The sequence below is a fragment of the Meiothermus cerbereus DSM 11376 genome, assembly GCF_000620065.1.
Taxonomy (GTDB): Bacteria; Deinococcota; Deinococci; order Deinococcales; family Thermaceae; genus Meiothermus; species Meiothermus cerbereus.
Genome location: NZ_JHVI01000004.1, coordinates 147,791 through 172,758 on the forward strand (window position 1 = coordinate 147,791; position 24,968 = coordinate 172,758).

The window sequence follows — 24,968 nt, forward strand, 5'->3', positions numbered from 1 at the left end:
TCACTCCATCCCCAGGGCGGCCCGCAGGGCCTCGTCGAAGGGGGGATAGAGCACCCCTTTCTCGGTTACGATGCCGGTAATCAGGTGGTGCGGGGTTACATCGAAGCCAGGGTGGGCCGCCGGAAATCCCTCGGGCGCGATGGGCTGTCCCCGAATGACCGTGACCTCCTGGGCCGAACGCTTCTCGATGGGAATCTGGTCGCCGCGCTGTAGCCTGGGGTCTACCGAGGAGAGCGGCAGGGCCGGATAGAAGGGGATGCCGTGGTACTGCGCCAGAATGGCCAGGCCATAGGTGCCGATTTTGTTGGCAAAGTCGCCGTTCATGGCCATGCGGTCGGTGCCGAGGATTACTGCATCCACCTGACCCTGGCCCATCATGTAGGCCGCCATGTTGTCGCTAATCAGGGTGGCGGGTACCCCGGCTTTTTGCAGTTCGTAGGCGGTTAGGCGGGCCCCTTGCAGGTAGGGACGGGTCTCGTCTACCCAGACGTGCGTTACCCGGCCCTGCCGGTAGGCCTCGACGATGGCCCCCAAAGCCGTTCCGAATCCGCCCGTGGCCAGGGGGCCGGTGTTGCAATGGGTGAGCACCTGGCCCTTGAGCACCCGTGCGCCGTGCTGGCTGATGGCTCGCTCGGTTTCTTCTACCTCACTCCAGATGGCCTGGGCTTCCTGTAGCGAGGCCTCGAGGTGGCCCCAGTGGGGTTTCATGCGATCCAGGGCGTAAAACAGGTTGACCGCGGTGGGCCGGCTCTGGCGCAGCAGGGCATCGGCTTGGGCCAGGTCTTCGCCCGACAGGTGGGCCAACACCATGCCAAAAGCTGCCGTCACCCCGATGGCCGGGGCCCCCCGCACCACCATCTCGCGGATGCCGACGGCGGCCTCGAGGGCGCTTTTGCAGGGCACCCAGACTTCCTCAAAGGGGAGCTTGCGCTGATCCAGGAGCCAAAAGGTGTTGTTTTCAAAACGAAAGGGCACTACGCGCATGGGGTCAGTCTACTTCAGGCTGTTGAGCAGGCTGGTGTAGAGCAAGAAGAACTGGTTTTCGTCCAGCCGGGCCTGGGGGTTGTTCCAGGTGGCCGAGACGCAGTACTGCTTGCCATCCCTGGCCGTGAGCCAGGTGGTCAGGTTCAGCACCCCTGGCTCGGAGCCCCCTTTGTAGGCCACCCGCTGCCAGTCGGCGGGGTTGGCGAGGCCGGGGTTGAGCGACATCAGGGGCAGGGCCTGCACCCGGCTCATCAGCGCGCACAGCTCGCGGGTGCTGAAGAACCACTCCACATCGATAGCGACAGGCCCCCCGGCGAACACGCCGGCGTCGGGCAGGGGGAGGCGGGCCAGTTGGGGCAGCAAGGCCGCCCGCCCGGCGGGGTTGGCCCGGTAGCGCTCGAGCCATTGCCGGTTTTGCGGGTTCTTGAGCACAAAGGCCTCGCGGGTGGTGAGGAAGGGCCGGTTGCGGGGGGCGATTTTTTCCACCTCGGCCCGCCCGACGATATTAATCAGGGCATCGCTAGCGGTATTATCGGAGATGGAGATCATTTGGGTAGCGTACTGCTCGAGGCTCAAGGGGGTTCCGTCGGGCAGGTTCTGCAGGGTGCCGCTGGGCAGGCTTTTCCACTCCGGGCGCAGCGGCACGGTATCGCTCCACTTGCGCCGCCCGGCCTCGATCTGCTGGCGCAGGGCTTCCAGCACGGCCAGTTTGAAGCTCGAGCCCACCGCCAGCACCCGGTCGGCCTCGAGGTTCAGGCGCTCCTGGGAGCCTTGCAGCACCAGCATGCTCGCCTGCCCCGGTAGCTTGCGATACTCGGCCAGGAGCTGTTCCGGGGTTAGGGCCACTTTAGGTTGGGCCGGTCGGAAGAATAGCCCCTGGATGCGTCCTCCAGCATCCAGCGAGATCTGCGCTGGCACCACCCCGCGCTCGAAGTTCACCCGAAAGTTGGGGCCGTCCGGCGCTACGCCCTCGTAGCGCCCCAGGCCGTCCAGCAGTTGCTGGAGAATGGCCTCCACCTGGGCCAGCGGCACCTGCTGCAAGAACGCCGGGGCGAACCATTCGGACTTAGCCGGGCGCTCGGTGAAGAGGCGCTCGAGAGCCGCCTTGGGGGTTAGGGTGGCCTGGGCTATAGCCAGCCCGAGCAAAAGGGTTCCTGCCGTCATCCAGAATCTCATCGGTACCTCCTTACGATTCCGCCTGTTCTATCTGCGCTGCCAGGGCCTCGCCCCCGGCGGCGCTCAGTATGACCAGTAAAGGGATGATTCTTTCGGGGGGTACTGTGTAAGAGCCTCGCTTGCCCACCTTGAGCCAGCCGGCGCTTTGCAACTCCTTGAGATGGTGGTAGAGCCGACCGGTGGTGCCGATGTCCTCGAGGTGCTGTAGCTCCTGGGAGGTGCTCTTGCTATTCAGCACGGCCCGGAGAAGTTCCAGGCGCATAGGGTGGGCCAGGGCAGCGAGGTTTTCAGCCACCTCTGCCCAAGAGGTTCTAAGGAGAGGGCCCACCGGTAAGCCCCACTGCCAACCCCAGGTGCCCGAAGCCACCTCGGCCTGCCCGGCAAACACCACCTCGCCGCCCGGTCTAGCGGTCTCACGCAGGTAATCCAGTGCCCAGAAGGGGCCTTCGGGCGACTTCGACGATGCCACCGAGGCTCGTTCCAGTGCTTCTAGGCGGGCCTCGAGCCGACTGAGCCGGGTCTCAATATCCACGTAAATACGTTATTACGTTATTACGAAAAATAAATGAGAAATAGAACCACACTTTGATGCCCGAGTCGAATTTCAAGTCAAGCAGCACCACACAAACAGCCCCGGCTTGTCAGTCACAACGCCTCCTGAGCGCTCTTCAGTTGTGAAGACTGTGACAAGGAATACTAAAACCCATTCAGAGCGCAACTGACCGGGCGCTTCACATCCCAGAGCGGTTGAGGAAGAACTCCCAGTGACTCAGTTTTACACCTTGACCGGCTCTTCCACCACCGTGCCGGCCCACTTCACGAAGGCCACCTCGCGGGGGCTGGAGAGCTCGGGGTGGGCTGCGACCACCCGCACGCCGTACTCGTAACTACCGGGTCGTGCGGGTAGGTAGGTGCCGGTGTAGAGCAGGGCTTCCCGTTCCTGTCCGGCGTGTTTAAGCGCGACCACTTCCAAATCGCCACTGCTGCGGCGCACCACCAGCTCGACCCGCAGGGTTTCGGTGGGGATGCCGTAGGCCTGCACAAAAGCCCGCAACTGCAAGGGCTGGTTGGCTGCGCTGTGCGGGGCCTCGACCCATATCTTTACGTTGCTCCAGGCACTTTGTACCAGACTTTTCCAGCGCGCAACTTCTTTTAGGGTCGCCCTATTCTGCTCCATCAGGTGGGCCGAGCGTTGGGCCAGGGGGGTGTAGAACTTGCGGTGGTACTCGTCCACCATGCGCTGGGCCGAGAAGGTGGGGCCGCAGGTGCGGATGCTGTCGCGCACCATGGCCAGCCAACCGCTGGGGGTGCCCACTGCGCCCCGCGCATAAAACAGCGGGATGATCTCGTACTGCAGGGTGTCGTAGAAGCTCTGGGCGTCGGCGTGATCCTGGGCTTCCTCGGTGGCGTAGGTGCGCTCGTCGCCGATGGCCCAGCCGTTGGTGGTGTTGAAGGCCTCGGCCCACCAGCCGTCCAGAATCGAGAAGTTCAAGGCGCCGTTGAGCGCTGCTTTCATGCCCGAGGTGCCGGAGGCCTCCATGGGCCGTCGGGGGGTGTTGAGCCAGACATCCACCCCCTGTACCAGGGTGCGGGCCAGACTCATGTCGTAGTCCTCGAGCAAAATCATCTTGTCCTCGAGGCCCAGCGCCTTGATTCTTTCGGCCAGCTTCCTGATGAACTCTTTGCCAGGCTCGTCTTTGGGGTGGGCCTTGCCAGCAAACACAAACTGTACCGGCAAAGGGCCATTCAGAATCGAGACCAGCCGGTCGGGGTCGGTGAACATCAGGATGGCCCGCTTGTAGGTGGCAAAGCGACGGGCAAAGCCGATGGTCAGCACGGTGGGGTCGAGCACCTTTTCGGCTGCCCGCAGGCTTGCCGGTAGGTCGCCGTTGCGGCGGCGCTGCTCAAACAAGCGCACCCGCACCTCTTCGATGAGCTGGGCCCGCAGCTTGTTGCGAACACGCCAGAGCTCGTCCTCCTCGAGCCGGTCTACCGTCCACTGGCTGGGGTCGTGTAGTTGCTCGGCCCAGGTTTTGGGGAAGGCTCGTTCGTAGAGGGCGTGTATCTCGGGGTGTAGGAAGGTAAAGGTGTGGATGCCGTTGGTGATGTGCCCGATGGGCACTTCTTCCGGCTCCAGGCCTTTCCACAGGTGCTGGAACATCTCGCGCGAGACCTGGCCGTGCAGTGCCGAGACCCCGCCTGCGGCCCTCGAGGTGGTCAGGGCCAGGTGGGACATGCTAAAGACCGGGCCATAGCTTTTTTCCTCGCGGCCCAGGGCGATAAACTCCTCTTTGCTAATCCCCAGCTTGTTCCACCAGCCGTCCAGGTAGCGCTCGACCAAATCCAAAGGAAAGGTGTCGTGTCCAGCCGGTACGGGGGTATGGGTGGTGAAAAGGGCTCCCGCCGAGGTGGCCTCCAGGGCCTCGCCAAACGAGCTTCCAGTCGCAACCATCTCACGTATGCGCTCGAGGCCCAGAAAAGCCGCGTGGCCTTCGTTCATGTGCCAGACTTCGGGCTCCAATCCCAAAGCCCGCAGCAGCCGCACCCCGCCAATGCCCAAAATCATTTCCTGCTCTATGCGGATTTCCTGCCCCGGCGCATACAGCCGAGCAGTTAGGGCGCGGTCTTCGGGCCGGTTTTCGGGCAGGTTGGTGCTCATCAAGTAGACCGGAATGGTGCCCACCTGAACCTTGTAGGCCATCACATAGACCATCCGCCCGGGAAACTCCACCGCCACCCGCAGGGGTTTGCCGTCTTTGTTGACCACCACCAGCGGCAGCTCTTCGGGCAGGAGGTCTTCGTAGACCTCGCGCTGCTGGCCCTCGGGGGTTAGCTGCTGACGGAAATAACCCTCGTGGTAGAACATGCCCACGCCGGTGAGGTTGAGCCCCAGATCCGAGGCTGCCTTGATGTGATCACCCGCCAGGATGCCCAGACCGCCCGAGTAGATGGGCAGCGACTCGTGAAAGCCATACTCCATCGAAAAATAGGCGATGCGGGGCGTCTTTTTGGGGCGGGTTTGCAGGTAGCGATGAAAATTAGCTACCGTGGCCTCGACCGCGCCCACATAGCCAGCATTTTCGGCCAGGGCAGCCAGGCGCTCGGGGTCGGCTTCCAATAGCGCCCGCACCGGATTGGCCCGGAAGCGCTTCCACTGTGAAGGATTAATCTGTTCGAACAGGTGCTGGGCTTCGGGGTTCCAGCTCCACCAGAGGTTGTAGGCCAGTTCGTGAAGGCCCTTTAAGGGCTCGGGTAGACGGGGCATGCTGACGATTCGACCGATGGCATTCATAATCAAGCCAAGATTGTACCACCATATATTCTGCTAAAGGTCGGACATCGAACAAAACCGGTATTGTAGTGTCTTCTTTGACGAACCGAAGGTTCTGGCAGGACAGTTTAGAACCCGCCTTGACCCATTCGTTACAAAAAGCGTTACATGCTATTTTGTACCCAAAAATGCTATCGCAACCGTACCCCCTTGCCCAAAAAACACCACACCAGCACCCACCAGAACGGCATGGAAGCAATTTCCAAAAATAACCCATTATGTTTTGCGCAAAATGCTATAATGCCTATGTCGGCCATTTCGACAGCGGTTCTTGAAAGCCTAGATGTGCGATGTAAATCGCAAACCCACCGCACAAAAAATCTAAAAGTGTGGGTTTGTAAGCATCCATCGCAAAAAACGCCACTTTTTACCCACTTATCCACAGGCTGCCTGTGGATAACTCGGTTTTCTCATAAATACCCCCTAATAAGAGCCCTTTACAGGACGGCGATTAACGGGGTATGCTGTCGCAAACAAAAAGCCCCGTAAGGGGATTGCAACATAATATAGTGGGCCTCGAATCCCTCCGTCACATGAATAATAGTCGCAAACAAAAAGCCCCGTAAGGGGATTGCAACACTTCAGGTACTTTATTAGGCTTGCAATCATTACAGGTCGCAAACAAAAAGCCCCGTAAGGGGATTGCAACGAGGCCCCTGATACGTCCCCAGGGGTGGGATTTACAAAGTCGCAAACAAAAAGCCCCGTAAGGGGATTGCAACCTGAAGTCGAATGTACGTCATGTTATTCCTCCTCTATTTGTCGCAAACAAAAAGCCCCGTAAGGGGATTGCAACAGCACCACGATGTCATCCCCGTCGAAGTCCCCGCCGAGTCGCAAACAAAAAGCCCCGTAAGGGGATTGCAACCAACCAATTGATTCCAAAATATGGTTGATTTCCTCCGGTGTCGCAAACAAAAAGCCCCGTAAGGGGATTGCAACAAGGGCGGTAGAGAAAAAGCCCTGGGCCGCCCTCTATATCCGTCGCAAACAAAAAGCCCCGTAAGGGGATTGCAACTACAGGTACCGATGGGCTTTGGTATGCCCTTCGAGGGTGTCGCAAACAAAAAGCCCCGTAAGGGGATTGCAACCATACCAACAGGTAGGGTAACGCTGTGCGATAATCGTGTCGCAAACAAAAAGCCCCGTAAGGGGATTGCAAGCACGCTGCTGGTTTTGGGGTTTGTGAAGGTATCATCGAAGCCGATGAACGCGGTTTTGCGCCAGGCGGTGATAAAAGCCCACGGGCAGCTCGAGCGTCGCACTGCGGCTTATCTGGGCGAACGCCGTGTGCGGGTGAGCTGTGGTAAGGGCTGCTTTGCTTGCTGCTCGGCCTGGGTGGTGGTGGGGCTGGCCGAGGCCGAATATCTGCGCGAAGCGCTCGAGGCTTCTCAGCCAGAGGTGCTTGCCCGTGTCGAAGCTGAAGGCCCCAAAAGGCTCAGGCGCCTGGCTCAGCAAAAAAACCGGCCCGATTTTCCCACCCTGTATTTTCTGGAAGATAACCCCTGCCCGCTGCTTACACCAGAGGGTGCTTGCTCGGCGCATGCCTACCGCCCCCTGGCCTGCCGCGGGGTGCTGACCAACCTTTCGCCCCGCTACTGTGCCCCTGGGGTGGTGCCTGCGCTGCGGGGACGAGAGAAAGACACCTACCTGGGCCAGCTCGAGCCCTGGCATGGCCCCGAACACTACCTGAAGCTGCCCTGGCAGCTTTCCGAGCGCACAGCGCAAAAACTGTGGGCAACAGAACAGCAGGTGCGCGGCTTTACCGTGATTGGAGAACTGGTGGGCCTGATGTACTTGCTGGGGCAGCCGGACTTTCGGGCCGCCTTGCAAAACGGGCTGGCTGCAACCCTGAAGGTGTTGCGTGGGCGGCGGTTGCTGGGGGGGCAGTTTGGGTTTTGGGCGGGTTGATTGAGCGGCCCAATAATTGCGAAGAGCGCTTTATTCGACCAGGTTGGCATCAATCATGCGTAGATAGGAAAAAAACAGGGTAATCTGGTCGCCAAAATCGTGCACAAAGGCCTGGATGGCCTCGGGCGTGACCCCCACAAGCCGCAGGTCGCTTTCTAGAACGGGGTCGTTGTCGGCATCCAGGTACGACTTGGTAAAGCGGTAGCGGCGGTTCCAGTTGAGCAGGTGGCGCGCTTCTACCCGGTCGAAACCCGAGAACCCCGCCCGCAACTGCAAGCTGCTGACGTATGGCTCGCCGTAGGTAATCAGATGGCCCCGCAGACCGTTGGGCAGCTCCAGATGGAACAGGTCTTCCTTGACCTGCTCAGCGTTGAGGCCGAACTGATCCAGGAGAATGCGCACCTCTTCGGTGGTGACTTCGCGCAGAATGGTGTCCATGGCCTTTAGGTTAAGCCCAAAATCGAATTTCCGAAGTGAAAATCAGAAAAGACCCCTGCCTTTCGGCTAGCGGGGTCGTGGCCTGTGGTGCTTCTTTGAAGCTGGCGGAGGAGGAGGGATTCGAACCCTCGATAGGGGGAAACCCCTATACCGGTTTTCGAGACCGGCCCGTTCAACCACTCCGGCACCCCTCCGCAGGCGGGCCTGGCAGTGCCGAATAGAGACTTTAGCACAACTTGGCCGGGAAGTCACGGGTTCCCCAGGGTTGGCCGCGCCTGGCCCTTATGGCCCTGGGTGGGTTTGGATCGATTCGGCTGGGTCGGACTAGGGGCCGCCCTGTTCTGCGGCGCGTTTTTGTGAGAAGAAATCCCTTAGCAGGCGGGCCGATTCCCGCTCGAGCCAGCCCCCTTCCCAGGCAAAAGGCGGTTTCATGCGGTGAACCGTTACGGCCCCTGCCTTGAGGTTCTCCACCGCATACACCACCCGCCGCACCTGGGCCTCCAGCAGCGCACCAAAACACATGGGGCAGGGCTCCAGCGTAACGTAGATGGTGGCCCCTGGCAGCACCTTGGCCTGCTTTTTGTGCAGGGCTTTTTGCAGGGCCAGCAGCTCGGCGTGGGCGGTGGCGTCGCGGCGGTGCTCCACCTGGTTGTGCGCCACCGCCAGCACCTCCTCCTCCCAGACCAGCACCGCCCCAATGGGCACCTCGTGGCTGTGCCTAGCCAGCCGGGCTTGCTCGAGCGCCATACGCATGTGCTCGAGGTCTTCGGGCTGGGGCCAGAGGTTCCACACCTCTTGCACGATGTTGCCCACTGCGCGCACCGGCCAGGCTTGCTTGAGTTCGAGCGGGACGCCGTGCTCGGTGAAAAAATCCATCAGCCGTATCAGGCCTTTGCCTGGGTCGATCAGGTCGCCGGGCATTGGGAGCCTCGAGCCGCGCCAGGCCGGAAAAGTGTTTAGAACTGGGGGAATCAGGAACAGCGTGCCGTCGCGGCGGCGTACCTGCCAGCCTTCCGGTAAGGTAAAGGCCTCACCCTGCAAGGCTCGCTCGAGCTGCATTACCCAGCCCATCTCGGGGCGCAGGTTGATCTGCTCGAGCATCTGCCGCAAGGCCCGGCGGCGCAGACCCGCGGGGGCCTGTAGCAGCGGTGCGATGCGGAAGGCCGGGCAGGGCCAGCGCTGGTCGCGCAGCAGCAGTTGTTCGGCCAGCGGGTCGAGGGCCTCGTCGTCGAGCTGAGAGATGGCGGCAAAGCGGGCCAGGGAAGTATTGGTCTGAGGAAAACGCTGCTTTAGCCTGGGAAAAACCTCGTGCCGAAGATAATTCCGATCCAGCGAGGTGTCGGCGTTGGAAATGTCCTCGAGCCAGTCCTGCTTTTTGCACTTCAGGTAGGCCCGCAGGGTGCTGCGGCTGAGCTCGAGCAACGGTCGCACCACCTTGCCCCGCCTAGGGCGCATGCCCAGGCCGCGACCGGTGCCCTGCAAGAGCTGGAGCAATACTGTTTCGGCCTGGTCGTCCTCGGTGTGGGCGGTCAGAATGGCCTGAGCCTGGTGCTTTTTGGCTACTTTGGCCAGAAAACCATAGCGCAGCTCCCGCGCGGTGGCCTCGAGGTTCCCCCCACGTTCTTCGGCGAGTCTGGCCACCTCGAGCCTTTCTGACTCAAAGGGGTAGCCCAGGCGCTCGGCCAGGGCCCTGACCCACAGGGCGTCCTGGGCCGAATCGGGCCTGAGCGCGTGGTCGAGATGGGCCACCACCACCTTGCGGGGGGTGGAGGTGAGCAGCAGCAGCAATGCCACCGAGTCGCTGCCGCCCGACACCGCAGCAACCAGGCCCCCTTCGGGCACCATGCGGGTCAGATGGGTGGCGAACTGGGCTTCAAGTTGGCTGGCCTCCAGCAAATCCACCCCTATATGCTATAGGGTATGCCGGATCTGCCCAACCTGCGCTTCGACTTCAATGCCTACCCCTACCTGACCCCCCACCTGCCGGGCGTAGAGGGGGTGATTCGCCACCTGCCGCAGGACTTTCAGGTCGAAGAGGTGCCCGCTTACAGCCCGCTGGGCAGCGGTGAACACCTGTTTGTGCTCATCGAAAAGCAAGGCCTGACCACCCGGGCCGTTTTTGAGTTTTTGCGCGACCGCCTGCACATCAACGAAGCCCACATCGGGGTTGCGGGCCTCAAGGACAAACACGCCCTGACCCGCCAGTGGTTCAGCATCCCTGCCCGGCACGCCTCGCGCCTGGAAAGCCTGGCTGAGCTCGAGGGGGTGCGGGTTTTAGAGCAGGCTTTGCACCCGCACAAGCTAAAGGTAGGGCACTTGCGGGGCAACCGCTTCCGCATTCTGATTCGTGCTACGGGCCAGGCTACCCTGCCCAGGCAGGCAGCCGAGGCCATCATGCGCGAGCTGGAGCAGCAGGGAGTGCCCAACTACTTTGGGCCACAGCGGTTTGGCATTGGCGGGCTGAACCCCGTCAAAGGCTACGAGCTGGCCAAGAAGGGCAAGGTGCATAGCCCCTCCTGGCTGAAGAAGTTTCTGCTCGCGAGCCTGCAAAGCCTTTTGTTCAACGACTGGCTGGCCCTTCGGCTGGAAGAAGGGCTCTTTGCCCAGGTGATTGAAGGGGATGTGGCTAAAAAGCACGATACCGGCGGGGAGTTTGTGGTGCAGGAGGCCGCGCTGGAAAACCCCCGTGCCCTGCGCTTCGAAATAAGCGCAACCGGCCCCCTGTACGGCAAAAAGTACCGCGAAGCCCAAGGGTTGGCCCGGGCCCTCGAGGATCGGATTTTGCAAAAATATCAGCTCGAGCGCAGCCACTTTGCCTCACGCCGGGGGGATCGCCGCCTGATCCGCTTCCCGCTGACCGACTGGGGGGTGGAGGAAGCGCCGGAGGGGCTATGGGTGCGCTTCTTTTTGCCCAAAGGGGCCTACGCCACCGCTGTGCTGCGCGAGCTGATGAAAAGAAACCCCGAGGAAGGCGAGCTGGAAAGCGAGATAGAGGAATAGGCCCTGCTTTGGCTGCTGGGGGGGGGTGCCTCAACTTGATATTGACACGCTCAACCTTTTGCTGCTACCCTAGCGGGCGGCCTGCGAAACGTGGGCCAAAAATCGCAAAAACGCCTTTAGTGGTTTCTTGGGCAGTTCGCTAAACTAAAACTTTATGTTTGAAAACCTCTCCCAACGCATCCGTGCCGCAGTAGATAAGCTGCGTGGGCGGGGTCGTATCACGGAAGCCGACCTCAAAGCCACCTTGCGCGAAATCCGCATGTCGCTGTTGGATGCCGACGTCAACTTCGAGGTGGCGAAAAACTTCGTAAACAGGGTGCAGGAAAAAACCCTGGGGCAGGCCGTGCTGGAGAGCCTGACCCCAGCAGAGCAAATCCTCAGCGTGGTTTACGAGGAACTGGTGCAGATGCTGGGAGGGGAGGCCAAACAGCCCCTGCTCAAGAACGAGGGCAACCTGTGGTTCATGGTGGGGTTGCAAGGCTCGGGTAAAACCACCACTTCGGGCAAGCTGGCCCATTTTTATAAGTCCAAAGGACGACGCCCCTTGCTGGTGGCCGCCGACACCCAGCGGCCTGCGGCCCGCGAGCAGCTTCGTATCCTGGGCGAGAAAATTGGCGTTCCGGTGCTGGAAGTGGCCGATGGAGAGCGCCCTGAGACCACCCGCACCCGCCTGCAGCAGCACCTGACTTTCGATTACCGCGACCTGGTGATCGTAGACACCGCCGGTCGTCTGCAGATAGACCAGGCCCTGATGGACGAACTGGCCCAGCTCAAGCAGGTGCTGGGACCTTCCGAAACCCTGCTGGTGGTGGACAGCATGACCGGCCAGGAGGCCCTGAATGTCTCCAAAGCCTTTGATGAGCGCATCGGGGTAACCGGCCTGATTCTAACCAAACTGGATGGCGATGCCCGGGGCGGCGCGGCGCTTTCGGCCCGGTATGTGACCGGCAAACCCATCTACTTTGCGGGGGTTTCGGAAAAGGTCGAAGGCCTGGAGCCCTTCTACCCCGACCGGCTGGCCCAGCGCATCCTGGGCATGGGCGACCTGCAGACCCTTCTGGAAAAAGCCAGACAGGCCGAGCTCGAGGCCCCGCAAAAAGACCTCAAGGAGATCACCCTCGAGGACCTCATCACCCAGATGCGCCAGATGCGCAAGATGGGCAGCTTCACCGAGATCCTGGGCATGATACCGGGTATATCCAGAATGCTACCCCCCGGCTTCTCGGTGGACGAAAAGCAGGTTAATCGCATGGAGGCCATCGTGCTCTCCATGACCCCTAAAGAACGCCGCGACCCCCGCATTCTGAATGCCTCGCGCCGCAAGCGCATTGCGGCGGGTTCTGGCACGACGGTGCAGGAGGTTAACCGCCTCATCAAAACCTTCGAGGACACCAAGCAGATGCTGAAAACCCTGGCCAAGCAGCAGGCTCGAGGGGGGCGGGGTTTGTTCAGGAGATAGGTCTTGGGTTGCAGGCAGAAATACCAAAGCCTGTAACTGACAGTGCGTCCAGAGGGCGCTTCAGACAACACAAAGGAGTAGAACATGACCAAGATTCGTTTGTCCCGTTTCGGTTCCAAAGGCAACCCCCATTACCGCATTGTGGTGATGGACAGCCGTACCAAGCGCGATGGTGGCTACATCGAGCGCATCGGCTACTACGACCCGCGCAAGACCACCAAAGACTGGCTGAAGATCGACCAGGAGCGCCTTCAGTACTGGCTGGGGGTGGGTGCCCAGCCCACCGATACCGTAAAAAAACTCATCAAGCAGGCCAACCCAGGGGCCTAATAGCAACCCAGCAAAAGCCGAAGGCCCAAAACCCTGGGCTTTCGGCTTTCGACTTAAGGCTTTAGGCTAATGTTTATGAAAGACCTCGTGGAGTACCTGGCAAAAGCAGTGGTCGACCACCCGGCCTCGATTCGCGTGGATGAGCGCCGGGGCCGCGAAGGGTTGGTGTACTACATCGAGACCCACCCCGAGGACAAAGGCCGGATTATCGGCCGGCAGGGCCGCGTAATCGAGAGCATCCGCACGGTGGTGCGCTCGTTTGCCAAGGGCCGGGTTTCGGTGGAAGTACGCTGAGCGCTTCCGTACGGTATGCGGCGCATCGAAATTGGACGCATCGGAAAAGCCTACGGCATGGCGGGGGGCCTCAAGTTTCGGGGAGAGCCGGTGATTTTTGACCTCGAGCGCATCTACCTCGAGGGTCTGGGCTACCGTGCAGTAGAGGAGATCGAGGAGCAAGGCAACGAGATGGTGTTGTATCTGGCGGGTGTGGAGAGCCGCCCGGAGGCCGAGCGGCTGGCGGGCTTACGGGTTTATGCCGACCAGGAAGACCTGCCTGCGCTGGAAGAAGGCGAGTACTACTACTTTGAGCTGATCGGCAGGCCGGTTTTTGTGGATGGTCAGCCCTTTGGAGAAGTGGTCGACGTAGAAGATGGAGCCCAGGAGCGGCTGATCATCAAAGCCAGGGGCGCTTCCCTGCGGGCCCAGAGCAAGACCTACATGGTGCCCTTTCAGGCCCCCTACGTCAGGGTCGAGGCCGACGGCATCTACATCGAGGCCATACCGGGTTTGCTCGAGTAGCCTTGCTATGAAATACACCATCCTGACCCTGTTCCCCGATTTAATCCGCCCCTGGACGGAGGAATCTATTCTGCAAAAAGCCATCCAGAAGGGCTTGATCGAAGTAGATATCCGCGATATCCGGGCCTACGCCGAAGACAAGCACAAAACCGTAGACGACACCCCTTATGGCGGCGGGGCCGGTATGGTGATGCGGGTGGATGTGGTGGTGCGGGCCCTCGAGGCCGCCGGGCCCGCCGATGAGGTTATCTTGCTCACCCCCGCGGGCCAACCCCTTAACCAGCGGCTGGTGGAGGAACTCGCCCAAAAGTCGCACCTGGTGCTGGTTTGTGGGCGTTACGAAGGAATTGATGCCCGGGTGGAGCAGTTCGTGACCCGCGAGGTCTCGATTGGTGACTACGTGCTGATGGGTGGGGAGCTGGGCGCGCTGGTGATCCTGGAAGCCACCGCCCGCCTGGTGCCGGGGGTAATCAAAGAGGCCGAAAGCTACCAACAGGACTCTTTTTCCACCGGGCTGCTGGACTACCCCCACTATACCCGTCCCCCGGTGTTCCGGGGCCTGGCGGTGCCGGAAATTCTCACCTCGGGCCATCACGGCAAAATTGCCGAATGGCGGCGCAAGCAGGCCCTAAAACGCACCAGAATGCGCCGACCCGACCTGCTGGAAAAGGCCGAGTTGACCCCAAAGGATCTGGCCTGGCTCGAGGAAAACGAGACTTGAGATGTGGGCATAGCGCGTCAACAAACTTTGACAAGGGCTACCCTGGCTGCTAGAATCACAACTTGCTGACCGTCCCGAGTATCTGCTTTAGCGGATACGCTTTAGGGCAACAATCCATGAACCCGCAGGCTTGCCAGAGCGGCAAGGGCGCATAAGTAGGTTCCGCTGGAGCAAGGAGTCAGACCATGAACCGTGGCGCATTGCTAAAAGTGGTAGAGAAAAAGTACACCCGTACCGACATCCCCCAGTTCAAACCGGGCGACACCGTGCGGGTCAACTACAAGGTGGTCGAAGGCAACCGTACCCGTGTGCAGGCCTACGAAGGCGTGGTGCTCAAAATCAAACGCAACGGCTTCAACAGCGCTTTTACGGTGCGCAAAATCTCCTTCAACGAAGGGGTGGAGCGCATTTTCCCCTTCAACTCGCCCCTCATCGAAAGCGTGCAGGTGGTGAGCCGGGGCAAGGTGCGCCGGGCCAAACTGTACTATCTGCGTGAGCTGCGCGGTAAAGCGGCCCGCATCAAGGGCGACCGCAAGCGCCTCAACCAGGACGTTGAAGCCCGCGCTGTTGCCGCCAAGGAAGCAGCCGAGGCCAGGGCCGCTGCTAAGCTGGAAGCCGAGGCTGCGGCTCAGACCAGCGAAGCAGAGCGCAAGGAATAGCGCTTCATCAGAAAGGCCGGGGAGGATATGCCTCCCCGGCTATTCTTTGTGGGTGCGAGCCGACTGTTCATACCGACCGAGGGAAGTCCACACCCGCATCAGGACGAATGTCGGCGGTAAATCCGGATGCTGGCAAAACTGCGGGTGTTGCGCCCTCCGCTGCCCTGGCGTCTGTACCCTGGTGTGGGTTGGTTCCTAACTTCAAAGAGCTGGTTTCGGCAACCCGCTGTTGATCTCAAGCCGTGTTCAATCGCCCAGGAACACCCGAAAACCTCGTAGCGCGGGCTTGCCGCCGCTGGGGCGGAAATTGACCAGGAGCTTGTCGGGCGCGCCGATTTCGTCCAGCTTGGGGTTGGGCCCGAAGCGCAGGGTGATCAGCACACCGTCGGCCTGGGGCAGATCGGTGTACTGTTCGCCGAAGCTAGCGGCCACCAGCTTGTTGCCCCGGTTGTCCAGAAGCTGGAAGCCGTCGAAACCCGTTTTGTGCAGCGAGAGCCGACCGCTGGTCAGGTTGCGCACCTCCACCCGCACCACATACCCCGGCCCCGAACCGAAGAAGGGGTTGGTGCCAGGCGCCACATCCAGCACCCGCAGCCGCCAGGTGCCGTTGGAGAGCCACTCGCCCTTTTTGCCCTCGAGCAGCATGGCCTGCTCCTGTCCTCCCACCGGGATGAACTGCACCCGCACCTCGTTGCCGGATAGCGAGACCTGGGCCCCGGCTTTTTGCAGGGCCTCGAGGGGCACATAGGTCTTGCCCCCCACCACGATGGCCGGGCTGGCCTGGGCCTGGCCGTTGACGATGAGCCGGTAGGTTTTCTGGGCGGCCTGGGCCAGCACCAGGGCCGATAGGAAGATTCCCGTACCAATCAGTAGTTTGTTCATATAGTCTCCTTGCTGGGCTTGGAAACATTGTATTACCGAGGCTGTGTATTCGGTATAGACTAAACAACGCTCTTCCTGCCAAAGAATAGCTCCTGCCCGAATGAGTGCAGGCAGGAGCAACCGGTGTATTTAGCAGAGGGTGCGAACGGTAATCAGGCGGGTTCGGGAGACCCTGTTGCCTGCGCTGTCGGTAGCGGTGAGGGTAATGCGGTGTACTACCGTACCGAAGTACGGCATGGCGCAAGTGGTATACAGACGGACGTTGGCCACCGAGGTTCCAGTTCCCAAGACCTGATCCCCTGTGGACGGGCCACCGGGCTGAACGTCGGCGCGGTTGGTGGTCCAGACGAGGGAGGCGCCGCTCAGCGGGCCGTCTTCGGGGTCGGTGGCGTTGCCCTGGAGGGTGATCTGGAAGTAGTAACCGTTGGTATCAAAGGTAGAAGGGGTCACGTCTAGGTCGCTGGCCGGGTTGGTGATGCTGACGTTGGGTGGGAAGTTAGTGCAGTTTTGCACGTTGATGGTGATGCTGTCGCTGTGCGAGAGGGTGTGGGGGGCTGGGGCATCGTCGGTGGCCTCTACGGTGACGGTATAGCTGCCCGGACTGGTGAAGGTGCGGCTGGCCGTTAGCCCAGTGCCAAAGTTGGTGGTCCCCACCCTCCATACCACGTTCCCGGTGGGGAAGGGGTGGGAGGCGTTGTTGTTGGGGTCGCTCACCACGGCGCGGAATGTGACGGGCTGGTTAGTGCAGAAGGTGCCACCGGCGGGTTCCACGATATCCACCGTGGGACGGTCATTGCGGATGGTGATGTTTACACTGGCGCTGGCGCTCTGCCCGCCCGAGCTGGCCGTGGCGGTGATGCGGTGGTTGCCAAGGTTCAGGCTATTGACGGTAAGTGAAGTGCCACTACCCAGGCTGCCGTTCAGGCTGCTGCTCCAGCCAACACTGGGGGTGCCGCTGCTGTCGGGGTCGTAGGTAAGGGCCTGCAGGAACACCGGCAACCGCCAGGAATGGGTGCTATCTTCGCTCGGCCTCTCTATCCGAATGAAGGGCGGTACATTGCCCAGGGCCCGGCTGACCGCGCCAAAGGCGTTGACCCGCCGCTGGTGTCCACCCTCCCCGTGGACACCGCCACTATGTGCGGTCTCGTAGAGGATAAGTTCCACCGCCTGGGCCGGGAGCAGCGGGTTCGCGGCCCAGATCAGCGCAGCCACCCCGGCCACGAAGGGCGAGGAGAAGCTGGTGCCATTGATCCTCCGCACCTCCCGGCGGTCGAAGTCGGGGCCGCCCCAGATGGTATACGGGCCATAGATGTCTACGGAGAAGAAGTTGCGGTCGCTGCCGTAGTTGGAGCCGGGTGCTTTAGCGGTGGTGTCCCACCCCATGCCGCCCACGCAGATAAAGCCCAACAGCTCGCAGGGCGCCCACAGGTCTTCCTCCCAGCAAAGAGGGCCAAAGCAGTCCTCCGCGTCCACATTGACCCCTGCGTTTCCGGCTGAGGCGAAGAAGATAGGGCGCAAGGGGTTGGTCTCTATGGCCAGCAGAAGTGGGGTGAGGGCCGCATCCAGCAAGGCGCCCGGCACGGCAGGGATGGCGCCCGCTCCGCTGGTGTTGACGATGCGTGGACGCTCGATTGCAGCGCCGCCCAGGGTGGTTACCACAAAGCGGAGGAACTCGAAGAAATCGCCAGGAACCTGTACGGCCATCAGCTCGGCAATGGGGCCCGCGGGCCCGGCTACGCCCTGGTTGTTGTCGGGCTGGGCCATGGCGGCCTGGGTTACCAGCGTGCCGTGCCAGGGGCAGGGGCTGCCTCCACAGCCGTAGGGGTTACGGGCGCCCCAGTCGGCACCGCCGTAGATGCGGCGAGTGGCGGGGTAGTCGGGGTGATCACGCTCAAAACCACCGTCTATAACAGCGATCTCGACCCGGTTAGAGAGCTTTCCCGCCGCTTGCAACAGCCGCCAGGCCTCGGCTACCCCGATGTCCTGGGGGCTGCCCCGGTTCATGTAGGGCCAGTCAAAGGCGTTTTGGGTGTAGTCGCTCCGGTCTGCGAAGGCAACCGCGCTGAATGCGGACTCGAAACTGGTTCGTTCGGCAAAGCCCTGTGGCTGGAGGATAAAGTTGAGCGAGACCTTGAGGTTCTGGCTTACCCCCTCCCGGGCGGCGGTGGCCAGCAGGTTGAGGCCCTCCTGGCTGGAGAACTCCAGGTCGCTGCGGGCATCCGGCACCAAAGCCCGTAGGTCCTGGGCGAGCTGGGATTCTACGGCAGGGGCTGCGTTCACGCGCACCAGGTGCAGCTTGGGGGCGCCCTCGAGGCCAATCGTGCGCAGAACCTGCCCCCCGTAGCGGGCTGCCAGCGCCTCTACCTTAGCGGTGTCGTCGCTGCTAATCATAAGCTCGTTGAGCACAAACTCGCTTTGGTGGCCGCTTTTGCCACGCATGGCACCCACCGGGCGAGGCGCACCCCCCTCGGGGTCGGGGATGCTGCTAACCGAGGGGGTCAGCGAGGGGTTGATGCGAAATGTCGAGGGCGGGATCTGGTTCGAGCCGCTGTTGTTGCCACAAGCCGCCAGCAGCGCCAGTGTGCTTACCAGAGCGAGTTTCCAAAGGTTTTTCATGGTCTTCCTCCTCGTGGGGGCTTCGGTTTTCCCGAAGGTGCCCCCAGGGTAGAGGCCAGGGGTTGAACGACCCATGAACGTCGCAAGAGCGGATACAAACAACGAAAAACCCCGCCATGCGAGGCGGGGTAATCAGACTAGGGCAGCTTGTGGTAGAGCGGCAGCCCTGCCGGGGCGGGATACAGCGCCAGGCCGCCTGCGCTGCCGATGCTGGCGCTGGTGATGATGCGCTCGGGGGTGGTGGGGCTGCCCGAGGTGCTGCTGGTGCCGAGCTGGGCCGACGAGAGCCGGGCAAACTTGCCCGCCGAGTAGCTGATCCAGAGCCCGCCGCCCTCGTCGAAAGCCAGGCCTTCCAGCACCGCTCCTACCGGAATGCTCACCTGAATGGCCGGGGTGAGGGTCTTGCTGCCGCTGCCGCTCTGGTCGGTGGGGGTGAGGCGGTAGATCACGTTGGCCCCAAAGGCCACCACCCAGAGGTTGCCGGAGGCATCGAAGGCCAGCAGGTTGGCATCCAGGGTGCCCACAACCGGGCCGGGCGTCTTGGACTCGATGGTCAGGTCGGGGCCGCTGGTGGAGGCAGAGAGCCGACCGGCATTGAACCTGACCACGCGCTCGGCGCCTTCGTTGGCAATCCACAGGTTGCCGCTAGCATCAAAGGCCAGGCCTTCGGGGGCGTTCAGGCCGGTAATCTCCACCGCTGGGGTCACGGTTCCGGAGGCCCCGAGCTGGGCTGCGCTCACCCGCACCACCTTGTTGGCGCAGGGGACGCTCAACCAGAGGTTGCCGTTGGTGTCGAAGGCCAGTCGGCTGGCCCCCGGCAAGCAGTTAATGCCCGAAACATTGATACCGCGGTCGCGGGTCTTGCTGCCCGAACTGCCCAGATCGTTGGCCGGATAGCGCACCAGGGTGGGGTCGGCGGTGGTGCCCCCAATGCCCCAGAGATTGCCGTCCGGGTCGAAGGTGAGGTCGCGCAGGTTGACGGTGCCCGCGCTTACGCTGGGGCTCTGGGTGGCGGTGCTGCCCAGAAGCGAGGCGGCGAAGCCCAGCAGGGGCGAGCTTCCGCTGGGGGGGTTGCCGTTGTCCAGCCAGAGCTTGTTGCTGCTGGGAATCTGGGCGTAGCTGACGCTTACCGTAGTGGCCTGCCCGTTGCGCACACAGGCCGGGCTATCGCTCACGCTGGCGCTGTAGGCGGTGTGGACGATGGGGTCGCTCTGGGCCACCTTGTTGGCGGTAACGGTATAGGTACCGGCGGCGGTTGCGGTAAAGGTTTGGCTGGCGGTCAGGTTCTGGTTGAAGCCCGAGGGGCCGGTTACGTTGACCTTGGCGTTCACCCCGCCCGGTAGGCCGCTTATGTTGACCACCAGGTCGCCGGTGCCGTTGGGGTCGCAGCCCGCCCCGCCGCCCGGCCCGCACGCACTCATCAACAAAGCCGCCACGCCTAGCAGTCCCATCCAGGTTCGTTGCATGTTTACCTCCCCTTGTTTAGTTAGTGTGCCATACTCGAGCACGCCCGGAGATTAACGAAACACCCCTTAACGCTCCATGAACGGTGTGTGCAGTGCTATAGAGAGGCTGCCGCTGCACTTGCCAAGGCAAAACCCTATCCATCCAACACGAATTGTAGGGCCAGAGGAAGGCGCGTTTTTGAGGGCCAAAACTGGGGGCTCGAGGTCTCGATCCGTCCGTTTGGACAGATGTAACTTTTTGAACCGGGTATCAGTTATGCTTCGCTCGGTTAGGTATAACAAGGAAGAGCAGACTAAAAGTTTATTGTGAACGTACCACAGCTCGATGCTGGGTTAGGTGATCCGTGACTGGGCTTTGAGCCACCGAGGAGGGGGAAGGGGTATGCGAAAGCGCATCGCTTTGGTTTTGGTAGGAATTCTTGCAGCCTGCGGAAGAGGGCCCCAGGAGCCGGCTTTTGTCGAGCCAAAAATTGCCCCCCAGACCCGGGTGCTCAACGCGGAGACCCGCAATGCCCTCGAGGGCCTGGTCATCAACAACCTGAACGAGTGCCTCGAGTACACCAACCCCAGCCGCCCGCTGTGCCAGGCGACCCTGACCTTCAAAAAAGGTAGCCCTCAGCTCGAGGCCCTCGAGGTCGGTCAGATCCTGGCCAGCGAGCCGGGCCCCAATGCGCCTTATGGCTTTTTGTTCAAGGTAAAGCAGATTTCAGCGGGTAGCGAGCAGGTGGTGGTGGAGGCCGAGGAGGCCGGTCTGGCAGAAGCCATCACCGAGGGCGAGGCCAGCTTCCAGAAGAATCTCAGCGCCGAAGATTTGGTGCAGGCGGAGGGCCTTTCTCCCGGTGTCCGATTTGCCAACGGCCAGGCCCGCTTCCAGGCCCAGCCGGGGGTGAAGCCCATGAGTGTGCTCGACTTCACCTTCAACGAAATCATCTACGACGAGGACGGCAACCATTCCACCACCCTCGATCAGGTGCGGGCCCAAGGTAAGGTTTTTTTTGACCTACAGAGTGGTTTTTCGGCCAGTATTACCTGGAAAAGAAAACTTGGTATTCCGGTCTATCCAAACGGCGTTTACTTCAAGGCGGCTTTTGGCGTTAAGCACAATGCCGAGGTAAAGATTTTCTCCAACCTGGGTAAATCCATCAAGAAGGAGTATGAACTTACCCGATACACCTTCAAGCCCATCACCGTGATGGTGGGGCCGGTGCCGGTGGTGTTTGTTCCCAACCTCTACATTACCGTCAGTGCTGAGGGCACAGTCTCGGCCAACCTGGTGCTGGGGGCCAAAGAGGAACTCAACGCCCAGGCCTGCCTGGAGTACAAGGGTGGCTTTAAGAACTGCTCCAGTCTGGGCAAGAAGTTTGAGGCGGGCATCGCCCAGGCCAACAGCACCCTGACGGCAACGGCCTCGATGAACGGCAAGGTGGACGTGCTCTTGTACGGCCTGGTGGGGCCTTATGCCAAGCTGGGGGCTTACCTCGAGCTCACTGCCAAAGTGCCCGGCAATCCGGTCTGGAAGCTGGACGCGGGGGTTAAGGGCAGCATCGGCATTCACGCCGACCTGTGGCTGTTCCGCCTCGACACCGACCTCGAGATCTTCAACGAAAAACTGGGCACCATTGCCCAGGCCCAGCCGGGCCCGCCCTCGGTGGTTTTTGGTGGTGGCACTTTTGTCAACTTTGAGGGCGGCCCCTTTGTTAACCGGCCCTACTACATCTGTGCCACCGCGATGGACCCACAGGATGGCCCGCTTGAAGTGCAGCTAAGCTCTAACCTGGACGGCTCCCTGGGCACCGCCCCCACCAGCAGCAAGTGTGTGCCCTATATCTTCACCAGTTCGGGGCCCCGTACCATCACGGCCAGGGCCACCAACTTCCTGAATCTGAGTGCCACCGCCACCACCACCCTGACGGTACAGGACGTCCCACCTCTGGCGCACATCATCCAGCCGCTGCCCAGCCTTAACCCCACGCTTCCGCAGGCCAAGGCCGAACCCGCAGGCCGCTACCTCTTCCTGCAAGCCGTCTGGGAGGATAAAACGCTGAGCGTGAGCGACTGCACCCGTGGCGAGTGGCGCAGCCGCAACAGCGATACCAATGCCGATATGGGCGATGAGCTGCCCAGCATCGGCTGCGCCACGCGTATGCGTCTGAGCAACGATCCCGGCTGGCGGCGCATCACCTTCAAATACACCAACCCCCAGGGGGTCTCGGTAGAGAAGTTTGTGTTGGTGAATGTGGGGGAGCCTGACCCACCCCGCACCAACCAGCCGCCGCTGGCCAAAATCACCCGCCCGGTGCCGATTTTTGCCCAGGGCAAAGCGGCCAACCCCACCGTTGATAGCACCAATATCGTGCTGGAAGGTAAAGTTTTCGACGCCGATACCGATACCCTGACCTACGCTTGGTACATTGCCGAGGTGGTGGGGGGGTATCCCGGCCCCAAGAAAGCAGTGCCTGGGGGTTCGGGCAGCGTAAATATAACCACCACCAGTAGTGGGCTGCGCCTCAACGCGACCCTGCCTAGTGTCACCATTCCCTTAGCCACCCTTTTCCCCTCTGTTAGCACCTGTCCAGGCTACAAGCAACAGTTTGTGGCCTACCTCGAGGTCTCGGACGGGGGTACATCCAGCACCTGGCCGCGACCCGTAACCATGTCGCAGCGCTTTGAGCTTCCGGTTTGCATCAAATGACGGGCTTTGTTTGACCCGTAAACGTGTGAATCCAACGCCTTAAGACGTCCTGAGGATGGCTTGATGCAGGTGCTGTTACATCCTCTGGCAGGGCGTCCGCTAAACTGATGCCATGCTTCACACCCTGGGGGGCCTGCGTCTGGAGGGCAGCGGTTTTAGCCGCGAGAAGCCGCTATTGCTGCTGGCCTATCTGTCCCTGGAGGGCCCCAGGCCAAGGCGGTTTCTGGCCGAGCTGTTCTGGCCCGAGGCCGCCGACCCCATGAACTCGCTGGCGGTCGTGCTGAGCAAGCTGCGTAAGCTGGGGGTGGCCTACAACGACGAGAGCCGGGCCTGGGTAGACCTGGACTGCGATGCCCTGGCCTTGCAGGACGCGCTGCGGGCGGGGCGCTGGGAGGAAGGGATCGGGCTTTACCGGGGGCCATTTGCCGAGGGCCTGAAGGAGGCGCTGGGCCCAGAGCTGGAGGAATGGGTGCTGGAGGTGCGGGAGCGGCTGGCCCTGGAGGTGCGCCAGGCCCACCTGGTGCTGGCCGAGCGCGCGGCTGCCCAGGCCCGCTTTGCCGAGGCAGCGGCGCGGGCCGAGCTGGCCTACCGGGTGGCGGCGGCGCCCCCCCTCGAGCCCGAAGACCTGCCCAAACTGCACCGGCTGCTGCTGGCTGGGGCACACCCCCTGGCCGAAACCCTCGAGCGCGAAGCCAGGGAGCTGGGCCTGCGCCTGTCCCGTGGCGTTGCCCCGCGAAGCACCCTGCCGGGCTTGCTCGGACGGGTGCGGGAGCTCGAGCGCCTGCTCAACACCCCCGAGGGGGACTGGGTCTGGGTCAAGGGCGGGGCCGGGATGGGCAAGAGCGCCCTTTTGCGTGAGCTCGAGGCCCGCACGGGCTGGCTGTACCTACCGGCCCGCTCGGGGTTGCCTTATGCCACCCTCGAGCCCCTGCTCGAGTCGGTGCAGGGCGGGGAAGAGGCCCTGCTGCGGCGCCTGGCCGCGCTGGGTGAAAGCCTGCTGGTAGACGGCTGGGAGCAAGCCGACCCCGAGAGCCAGCGCTTGCTTTCTCGTCTGCGTAAGCTGAGGCCCCCGGGGCGGGTGGTGCTGGCAGGGCAGGGCGAGCCGCCTTTTGCAGTAGAGGCGCTGCTGGAGCTGGGGCCCCTAAGCCAGGAAGACCTGAGCGGACTGCCAGGGGCCTTTGAGGCCACCGGAGGACTTCCGGTACTGGTGGCGGCCTGGCTGCGGGGTGAGCCCCTCGAGGCCGCGCTCGAGGCCCGCCTTTGGGCCCTGAGCGAAGAGGCCCGGCAGGTCTACATGGCCCTGGCCCTGCTGGAAAACCCCGACCTGCTGCTGGCCCGGGGGGCGGTGGGCCTGAACGCCACCGCCATGGCCCAGGCCGTGGATGAGCTGCTCGCGGCGGGCCTGATCGACCTGAACGGATCTGTGTTTGGCCGTGAGGCGGCTTTGCGCTACGTGGCCGAACGCCCGGCCCAGGAGGCCCGTCTGAGCCTGGGGCTGGCCCGCCAGCTCCGACCTCAGCAGGCCCTGCCCCTCTTCCGACGGGCCAGGGCCCTCATCGAGGAGGCCGACAAGCCCCAGATGCTGCAGGCCTACGCCGCCTGGGCTAGCGAGCTGATCCGGCGCGGGTTTCCCAAGCGGGCTGCCGAGGAACTGGCCGAGGCCCCCCCGCACCCCGAGCTGAGCCTGCTGCGGGCGCGGGCTTTGGAGCGGGCCGGGATGTATAAGGAGGCGCTCGAGGCCATGCGATTTCTACCCGAAACCCCTGAGCACCTGGCCCTTAAAGCCACCCTGTTTTACCGCCTGGGCCGGGCCGAAGAGGCCCAGGAAGCTGCGCAAAAAGCCCTTGCGGGCGGCATTGCAGCCCGGGCCGAGGCCCACAACACCCTGGGGCTTATCCTCCTGGCGCGGGGTGAGCTGGCCGAGGCCTCGGCGGCCTTCCGGCGGGCGGCTGCCTTGTGGCTGGGGCTGGGGGATGAGGGCCGCAGGCTGGGGGCGCTGGGCAACCTGGCCATCACCCGGGCCCGACAGGGCGAGAGCGCGGCTGAGGCTTTTGCGGAAGTTTTGCAGGCTGCCCAGGACAACCCCCAGGTACGGGCCCAGGCCCTCATCAACCTGGGCAAAGAACTTGAGCGCAAGGGCCACCTCCAAGAGGCCCTGCACAGCTTTCTGCAAGCCGAGCAGGTGGCCCTGAACTCGGGCAACCTCAAGCAACTGGCGCTGGCCCGCAACAACGCGGGGGCTTTGCAGCACATCCTGGGGCAGCTCGAGGAGGCCCGCAACCTCTACCACCGGGCCATTGCCGCCGCGCGAGAGGCCGGCGAGGCCTACGTGCTGGCCCTGGCCCTTTCCAACCTGGCCGAGCTGGAGGGGGACCTCGAGGTCTGGCAGGAGGCCATTGCGGTCTCGGAGAACGCCGGGTACCTCGACCTGGCCCAGCAGCAGCGCGAGCAGCTAAGGGCGTTCATGGAGCGTTCAAGTTGAAGGGAGCACCCTGGGTGCATGCC

19 protein-coding genes, 1 tRNA gene and 1 CRISPR repeat array are annotated in these 24,968 nt (G+C 62.3%); of the genes, 10 read left to right on the forward strand and 10 right to left on the reverse strand.

From position 1 onward, the window contains the following. From mtnA to glgP, 4 genes are all read right to left on the reverse strand, one after another. Positions 1–984, reverse strand: coding sequence for an S-methyl-5-thioribose-1-phosphate isomerase (mtnA, locus tag Q355_RS0102010; RefSeq protein WP_027876248.1), 984 nt, complete (start codon positions 982–984; stop codon positions 1–3). Between the two features lie 9 nt (positions 985–993). After that, positions 994–2,160 (reverse strand): serine hydrolase, encoded by a 1,167-nt coding sequence (locus Q355_RS0102015; protein WP_027876249.1) that lies wholly within the window; start codon positions 2,158–2,160, stop codon positions 994–996. A 10-nt stretch (positions 2,161–2,170) separates the two neighbouring features. Further along, entirely contained in the window at positions 2,171–2,692 is a 522-nt protein-coding gene (locus Q355_RS15235; RefSeq protein WP_051529266.1) for an ArsR/SmtB family transcription factor, read from the reverse strand. Between the two features lie 243 nt (positions 2,693–2,935). After that, positions 2,936–5,452, reverse strand: coding sequence for an alpha-glucan family phosphorylase (gene glgP / locus Q355_RS0102025; protein WP_027876250.1), 2,517 nt, complete (start codon positions 5,450–5,452; stop codon positions 2,936–2,938). A gap of 505 nt (positions 5,453–5,957) precedes the next feature. Continuing rightward, a CRISPR array of direct repeats spans positions 5,958–6,654; the repeat unit is 35 nt; unit sequence GTCGCAAACAAAAAGCCCCGTAAGGGGATTGCAAC. 43 nt (positions 6,655–6,697) lie between these two features. Between glgP and Q355_RS0102030 the strand changes: the two genes are divergently transcribed. After that, a complete protein-coding gene (locus Q355_RS0102030) occupies positions 6,698–7,402 on the forward strand; it encodes a YkgJ family cysteine cluster protein (RefSeq protein ID WP_027876251.1) in 705 nt (234 codons plus the stop codon). Between the two features lie 30 nt (positions 7,403–7,432). On the opposite strand, the gene Q355_RS0102035 is transcribed toward Q355_RS0102030, so the two are convergent. The 3 genes from Q355_RS0102035 to tilS all read right to left on the reverse strand — a co-directional run bounded on the left by Q355_RS0102035 (position 7,433) and on the right by tilS (position 9,685). Then, entirely contained in the window at positions 7,433–7,840 is a 408-nt protein-coding gene (locus Q355_RS0102035; RefSeq protein ID WP_027876252.1) for a YbjN domain-containing protein, read from the reverse strand. 102 nt (positions 7,841–7,942) lie between these two features. Beyond that, positions 7,943–8,034 (reverse strand) — tRNA-Ser (locus tag Q355_RS0102040). A gap of 130 nt (positions 8,035–8,164) precedes the next feature. Then, complete coding sequence (gene tilS, locus Q355_RS0102045; RefSeq protein ID WP_051529270.1) at positions 8,165–9,685, reverse strand: tRNA lysidine(34) synthetase TilS; 1,521 nt, start codon at positions 9,683–9,685, stop codon at positions 8,165–8,167. A 75-nt stretch (positions 9,686–9,760) separates the two neighbouring features. Between tilS and truD the strand changes: the two genes are divergently transcribed. From truD to rplS, 7 genes are all read left to right on the forward strand, one after another. Next, positions 9,761–10,840: a tRNA pseudouridine(13) synthase TruD gene (gene truD, locus Q355_RS0102050; RefSeq protein ID WP_051529267.1), complete on the forward strand. Its 1,080-nt coding sequence runs from the start codon at positions 9,761–9,763 to the stop codon at positions 10,838–10,840. A gap of 154 nt (positions 10,841–10,994) precedes the next feature. After that, positions 10,995–12,299: a signal recognition particle protein gene (gene ffh, locus Q355_RS0102055; RefSeq protein WP_027876255.1), complete on the forward strand. Its 1,305-nt coding sequence runs from the start codon at positions 10,995–10,997 to the stop codon at positions 12,297–12,299. 84 nt (positions 12,300–12,383) lie between these two features. Continuing rightward, positions 12,384–12,629 (forward strand): 30S ribosomal protein S16, encoded by a 246-nt coding sequence (gene rpsP, locus Q355_RS0102060; protein WP_013013291.1) that lies wholly within the window; start codon positions 12,384–12,386, stop codon positions 12,627–12,629. A 75-nt stretch (positions 12,630–12,704) separates the two neighbouring features. Beyond that, positions 12,705–12,923, forward strand: coding sequence for a KH domain-containing protein (locus tag Q355_RS0102065; protein ID WP_015586465.1), 219 nt, complete (start codon positions 12,705–12,707; stop codon positions 12,921–12,923). 15 nt (positions 12,924–12,938) lie between these two features. Then, positions 12,939–13,427, forward strand: coding sequence for a ribosome maturation factor RimM (gene rimM / locus Q355_RS0102070; protein ID WP_027876256.1), 489 nt, complete (start codon positions 12,939–12,941; stop codon positions 13,425–13,427). A 7-nt stretch (positions 13,428–13,434) separates the two neighbouring features. Next, a complete protein-coding gene (gene trmD, locus Q355_RS0102075) occupies positions 13,435–14,148 on the forward strand; it encodes a tRNA (guanosine(37)-N1)-methyltransferase TrmD (protein ID WP_027876257.1) in 714 nt (237 codons plus the stop codon). Between the two features lie 185 nt (positions 14,149–14,333). After that, the gene (gene rplS / locus Q355_RS15240) at positions 14,334–14,807 is read left to right on the forward strand and encodes a 50S ribosomal protein L19 (protein ID WP_036258467.1); all 474 of its coding nucleotides are present in this window, start codon (positions 14,334–14,336) and stop codon (positions 14,805–14,807) included. 246 nt (positions 14,808–15,053) lie between these two features. On the opposite strand, the gene Q355_RS15245 is transcribed toward rplS, so the two are convergent. The 3 genes from Q355_RS15245 to Q355_RS0102095 all read right to left on the reverse strand — a co-directional run bounded on the left by Q355_RS15245 (position 15,054) and on the right by Q355_RS0102095 (position 19,771). Beyond that, positions 15,054–15,689, reverse strand: a complete 636-nt coding sequence (locus tag Q355_RS15245; protein WP_245597453.1) for a hypothetical protein — start codon at positions 15,687–15,689, stop codon at positions 15,054–15,056. A gap of 129 nt (positions 15,690–15,818) precedes the next feature. Continuing rightward, positions 15,819–18,305 (reverse strand): S8 family serine peptidase, encoded by a 2,487-nt coding sequence (locus Q355_RS0102090; protein WP_027876258.1) that lies wholly within the window; start codon positions 18,303–18,305, stop codon positions 15,819–15,821. A 137-nt stretch (positions 18,306–18,442) separates the two neighbouring features. Continuing rightward, complete coding sequence (locus Q355_RS0102095; protein ID WP_027876259.1) at positions 18,443–19,771, reverse strand: Vgb family protein; 1,329 nt, start codon at positions 19,769–19,771, stop codon at positions 18,443–18,445. A gap of 382 nt (positions 19,772–20,153) precedes the next feature. On the opposite strand from Q355_RS0102095, the gene Q355_RS0102100 reads away from it, so the two are divergent. After that, positions 20,154–22,463 carry a hypothetical protein gene (locus Q355_RS0102100; protein WP_027876260.1) on the forward strand — a complete coding sequence of 770 codons (2,310 nt, stop codon included), beginning with the start codon at positions 20,154–20,156 and terminating at the stop codon, positions 22,461–22,463. Positions 22,464–22,575: 112 nt separating this feature from the next. Next, positions 22,576–24,945 carry a tetratricopeptide repeat protein gene (locus tag Q355_RS0102105; RefSeq protein ID WP_027876261.1) on the forward strand — a complete coding sequence of 790 codons (2,370 nt, stop codon included), beginning with the start codon at positions 22,576–22,578 and terminating at the stop codon, positions 24,943–24,945. Positions 24,946–24,968 lie beyond the last annotated feature (23 nt).

Bases quoted from the DNA above. Each gene is read 5' to 3' on its own strand.
- trmD (WP_027876257.1), top strand. From the start codon at position 13,435: ATGAAATACACCATCCTGACCCTGTTCCCCGATTTAATCCGCCCCTGG.
- Q355_RS0102065 (WP_015586465.1), top strand. From the start codon at position 12,705: ATGAAAGACCTCGTGGAGTACCTGGCAAAAGCAGTGGTCGACCACCCG.
- Q355_RS0102100 (WP_027876260.1), top strand. From the start codon at position 20,154: ATGCGAAAGCGCATCGCTTTGGTTTTGGTAGGAATTCTTGCAGCCTGC.
- truD (WP_051529267.1), top strand. From the start codon at position 9,761: ATGCCGGATCTGCCCAACCTGCGCTTCGACTTCAATGCCTACCCCTAC.
- Q355_RS0102030 (WP_027876251.1), top strand. From the start codon at position 6,698: ATGAACGCGGTTTTGCGCCAGGCGGTGATAAAAGCCCACGGGCAGCTC.
- mtnA (WP_027876248.1), bottom strand. From the start codon at position 984: ATGCGCGTAGTGCCCTTTCGTTTTGAAAACAACACCTTTTGGCTCCTG.
- tilS (WP_051529270.1), bottom strand. From the start codon at position 9,685: ATGGTGCCCGAAGGGGGCCTGGTTGCTGCGGTGTCGGGCGGCAGCGAC.
- Q355_RS0102015 (WP_027876249.1), bottom strand. From the start codon at position 2,160: ATGAGATTCTGGATGACGGCAGGAACCCTTTTGCTCGGGCTGGCTATA.
- Q355_RS0102035 (WP_027876252.1), bottom strand. From the start codon at position 7,840: ATGGACACCATTCTGCGCGAAGTCACCACCGAAGAGGTGCGCATTCTC.
- Q355_RS0102090 (WP_027876258.1), bottom strand. From the start codon at position 18,305: ATGAAAAACCTTTGGAAACTCGCTCTGGTAAGCACACTGGCGCTGCTG.
- Q355_RS0102105 (WP_027876261.1), top strand. From the start codon at position 22,576: ATGCTTCACACCCTGGGGGGCCTGCGTCTGGAGGGCAGCGGTTTTAGC.
- Q355_RS15245 (WP_245597453.1), bottom strand. From the start codon at position 15,689: ATGAACAAACTACTGATTGGTACGGGAATCTTCCTATCGGCCCTGGTG.
- rimM (WP_027876256.1), top strand. From the start codon at position 12,939: ATGCGGCGCATCGAAATTGGACGCATCGGAAAAGCCTACGGCATGGCG.
- rpsP (WP_013013291.1), top strand. From the start codon at position 12,384: ATGACCAAGATTCGTTTGTCCCGTTTCGGTTCCAAAGGCAACCCCCAT.
- glgP (WP_027876250.1), bottom strand. From the start codon at position 5,452: ATGAATGCCATCGGTCGAATCGTCAGCATGCCCCGTCTACCCGAGCCC.
- ffh (WP_027876255.1), top strand. From the start codon at position 10,995: ATGTTTGAAAACCTCTCCCAACGCATCCGTGCCGCAGTAGATAAGCTG.
- rplS (WP_036258467.1), top strand. From the start codon at position 14,334: ATGAACCGTGGCGCATTGCTAAAAGTGGTAGAGAAAAAGTACACCCGT.
- Q355_RS0102095 (WP_027876259.1), bottom strand. From the start codon at position 19,771: ATGCAACGAACCTGGATGGGACTGCTAGGCGTGGCGGCTTTGTTGATG.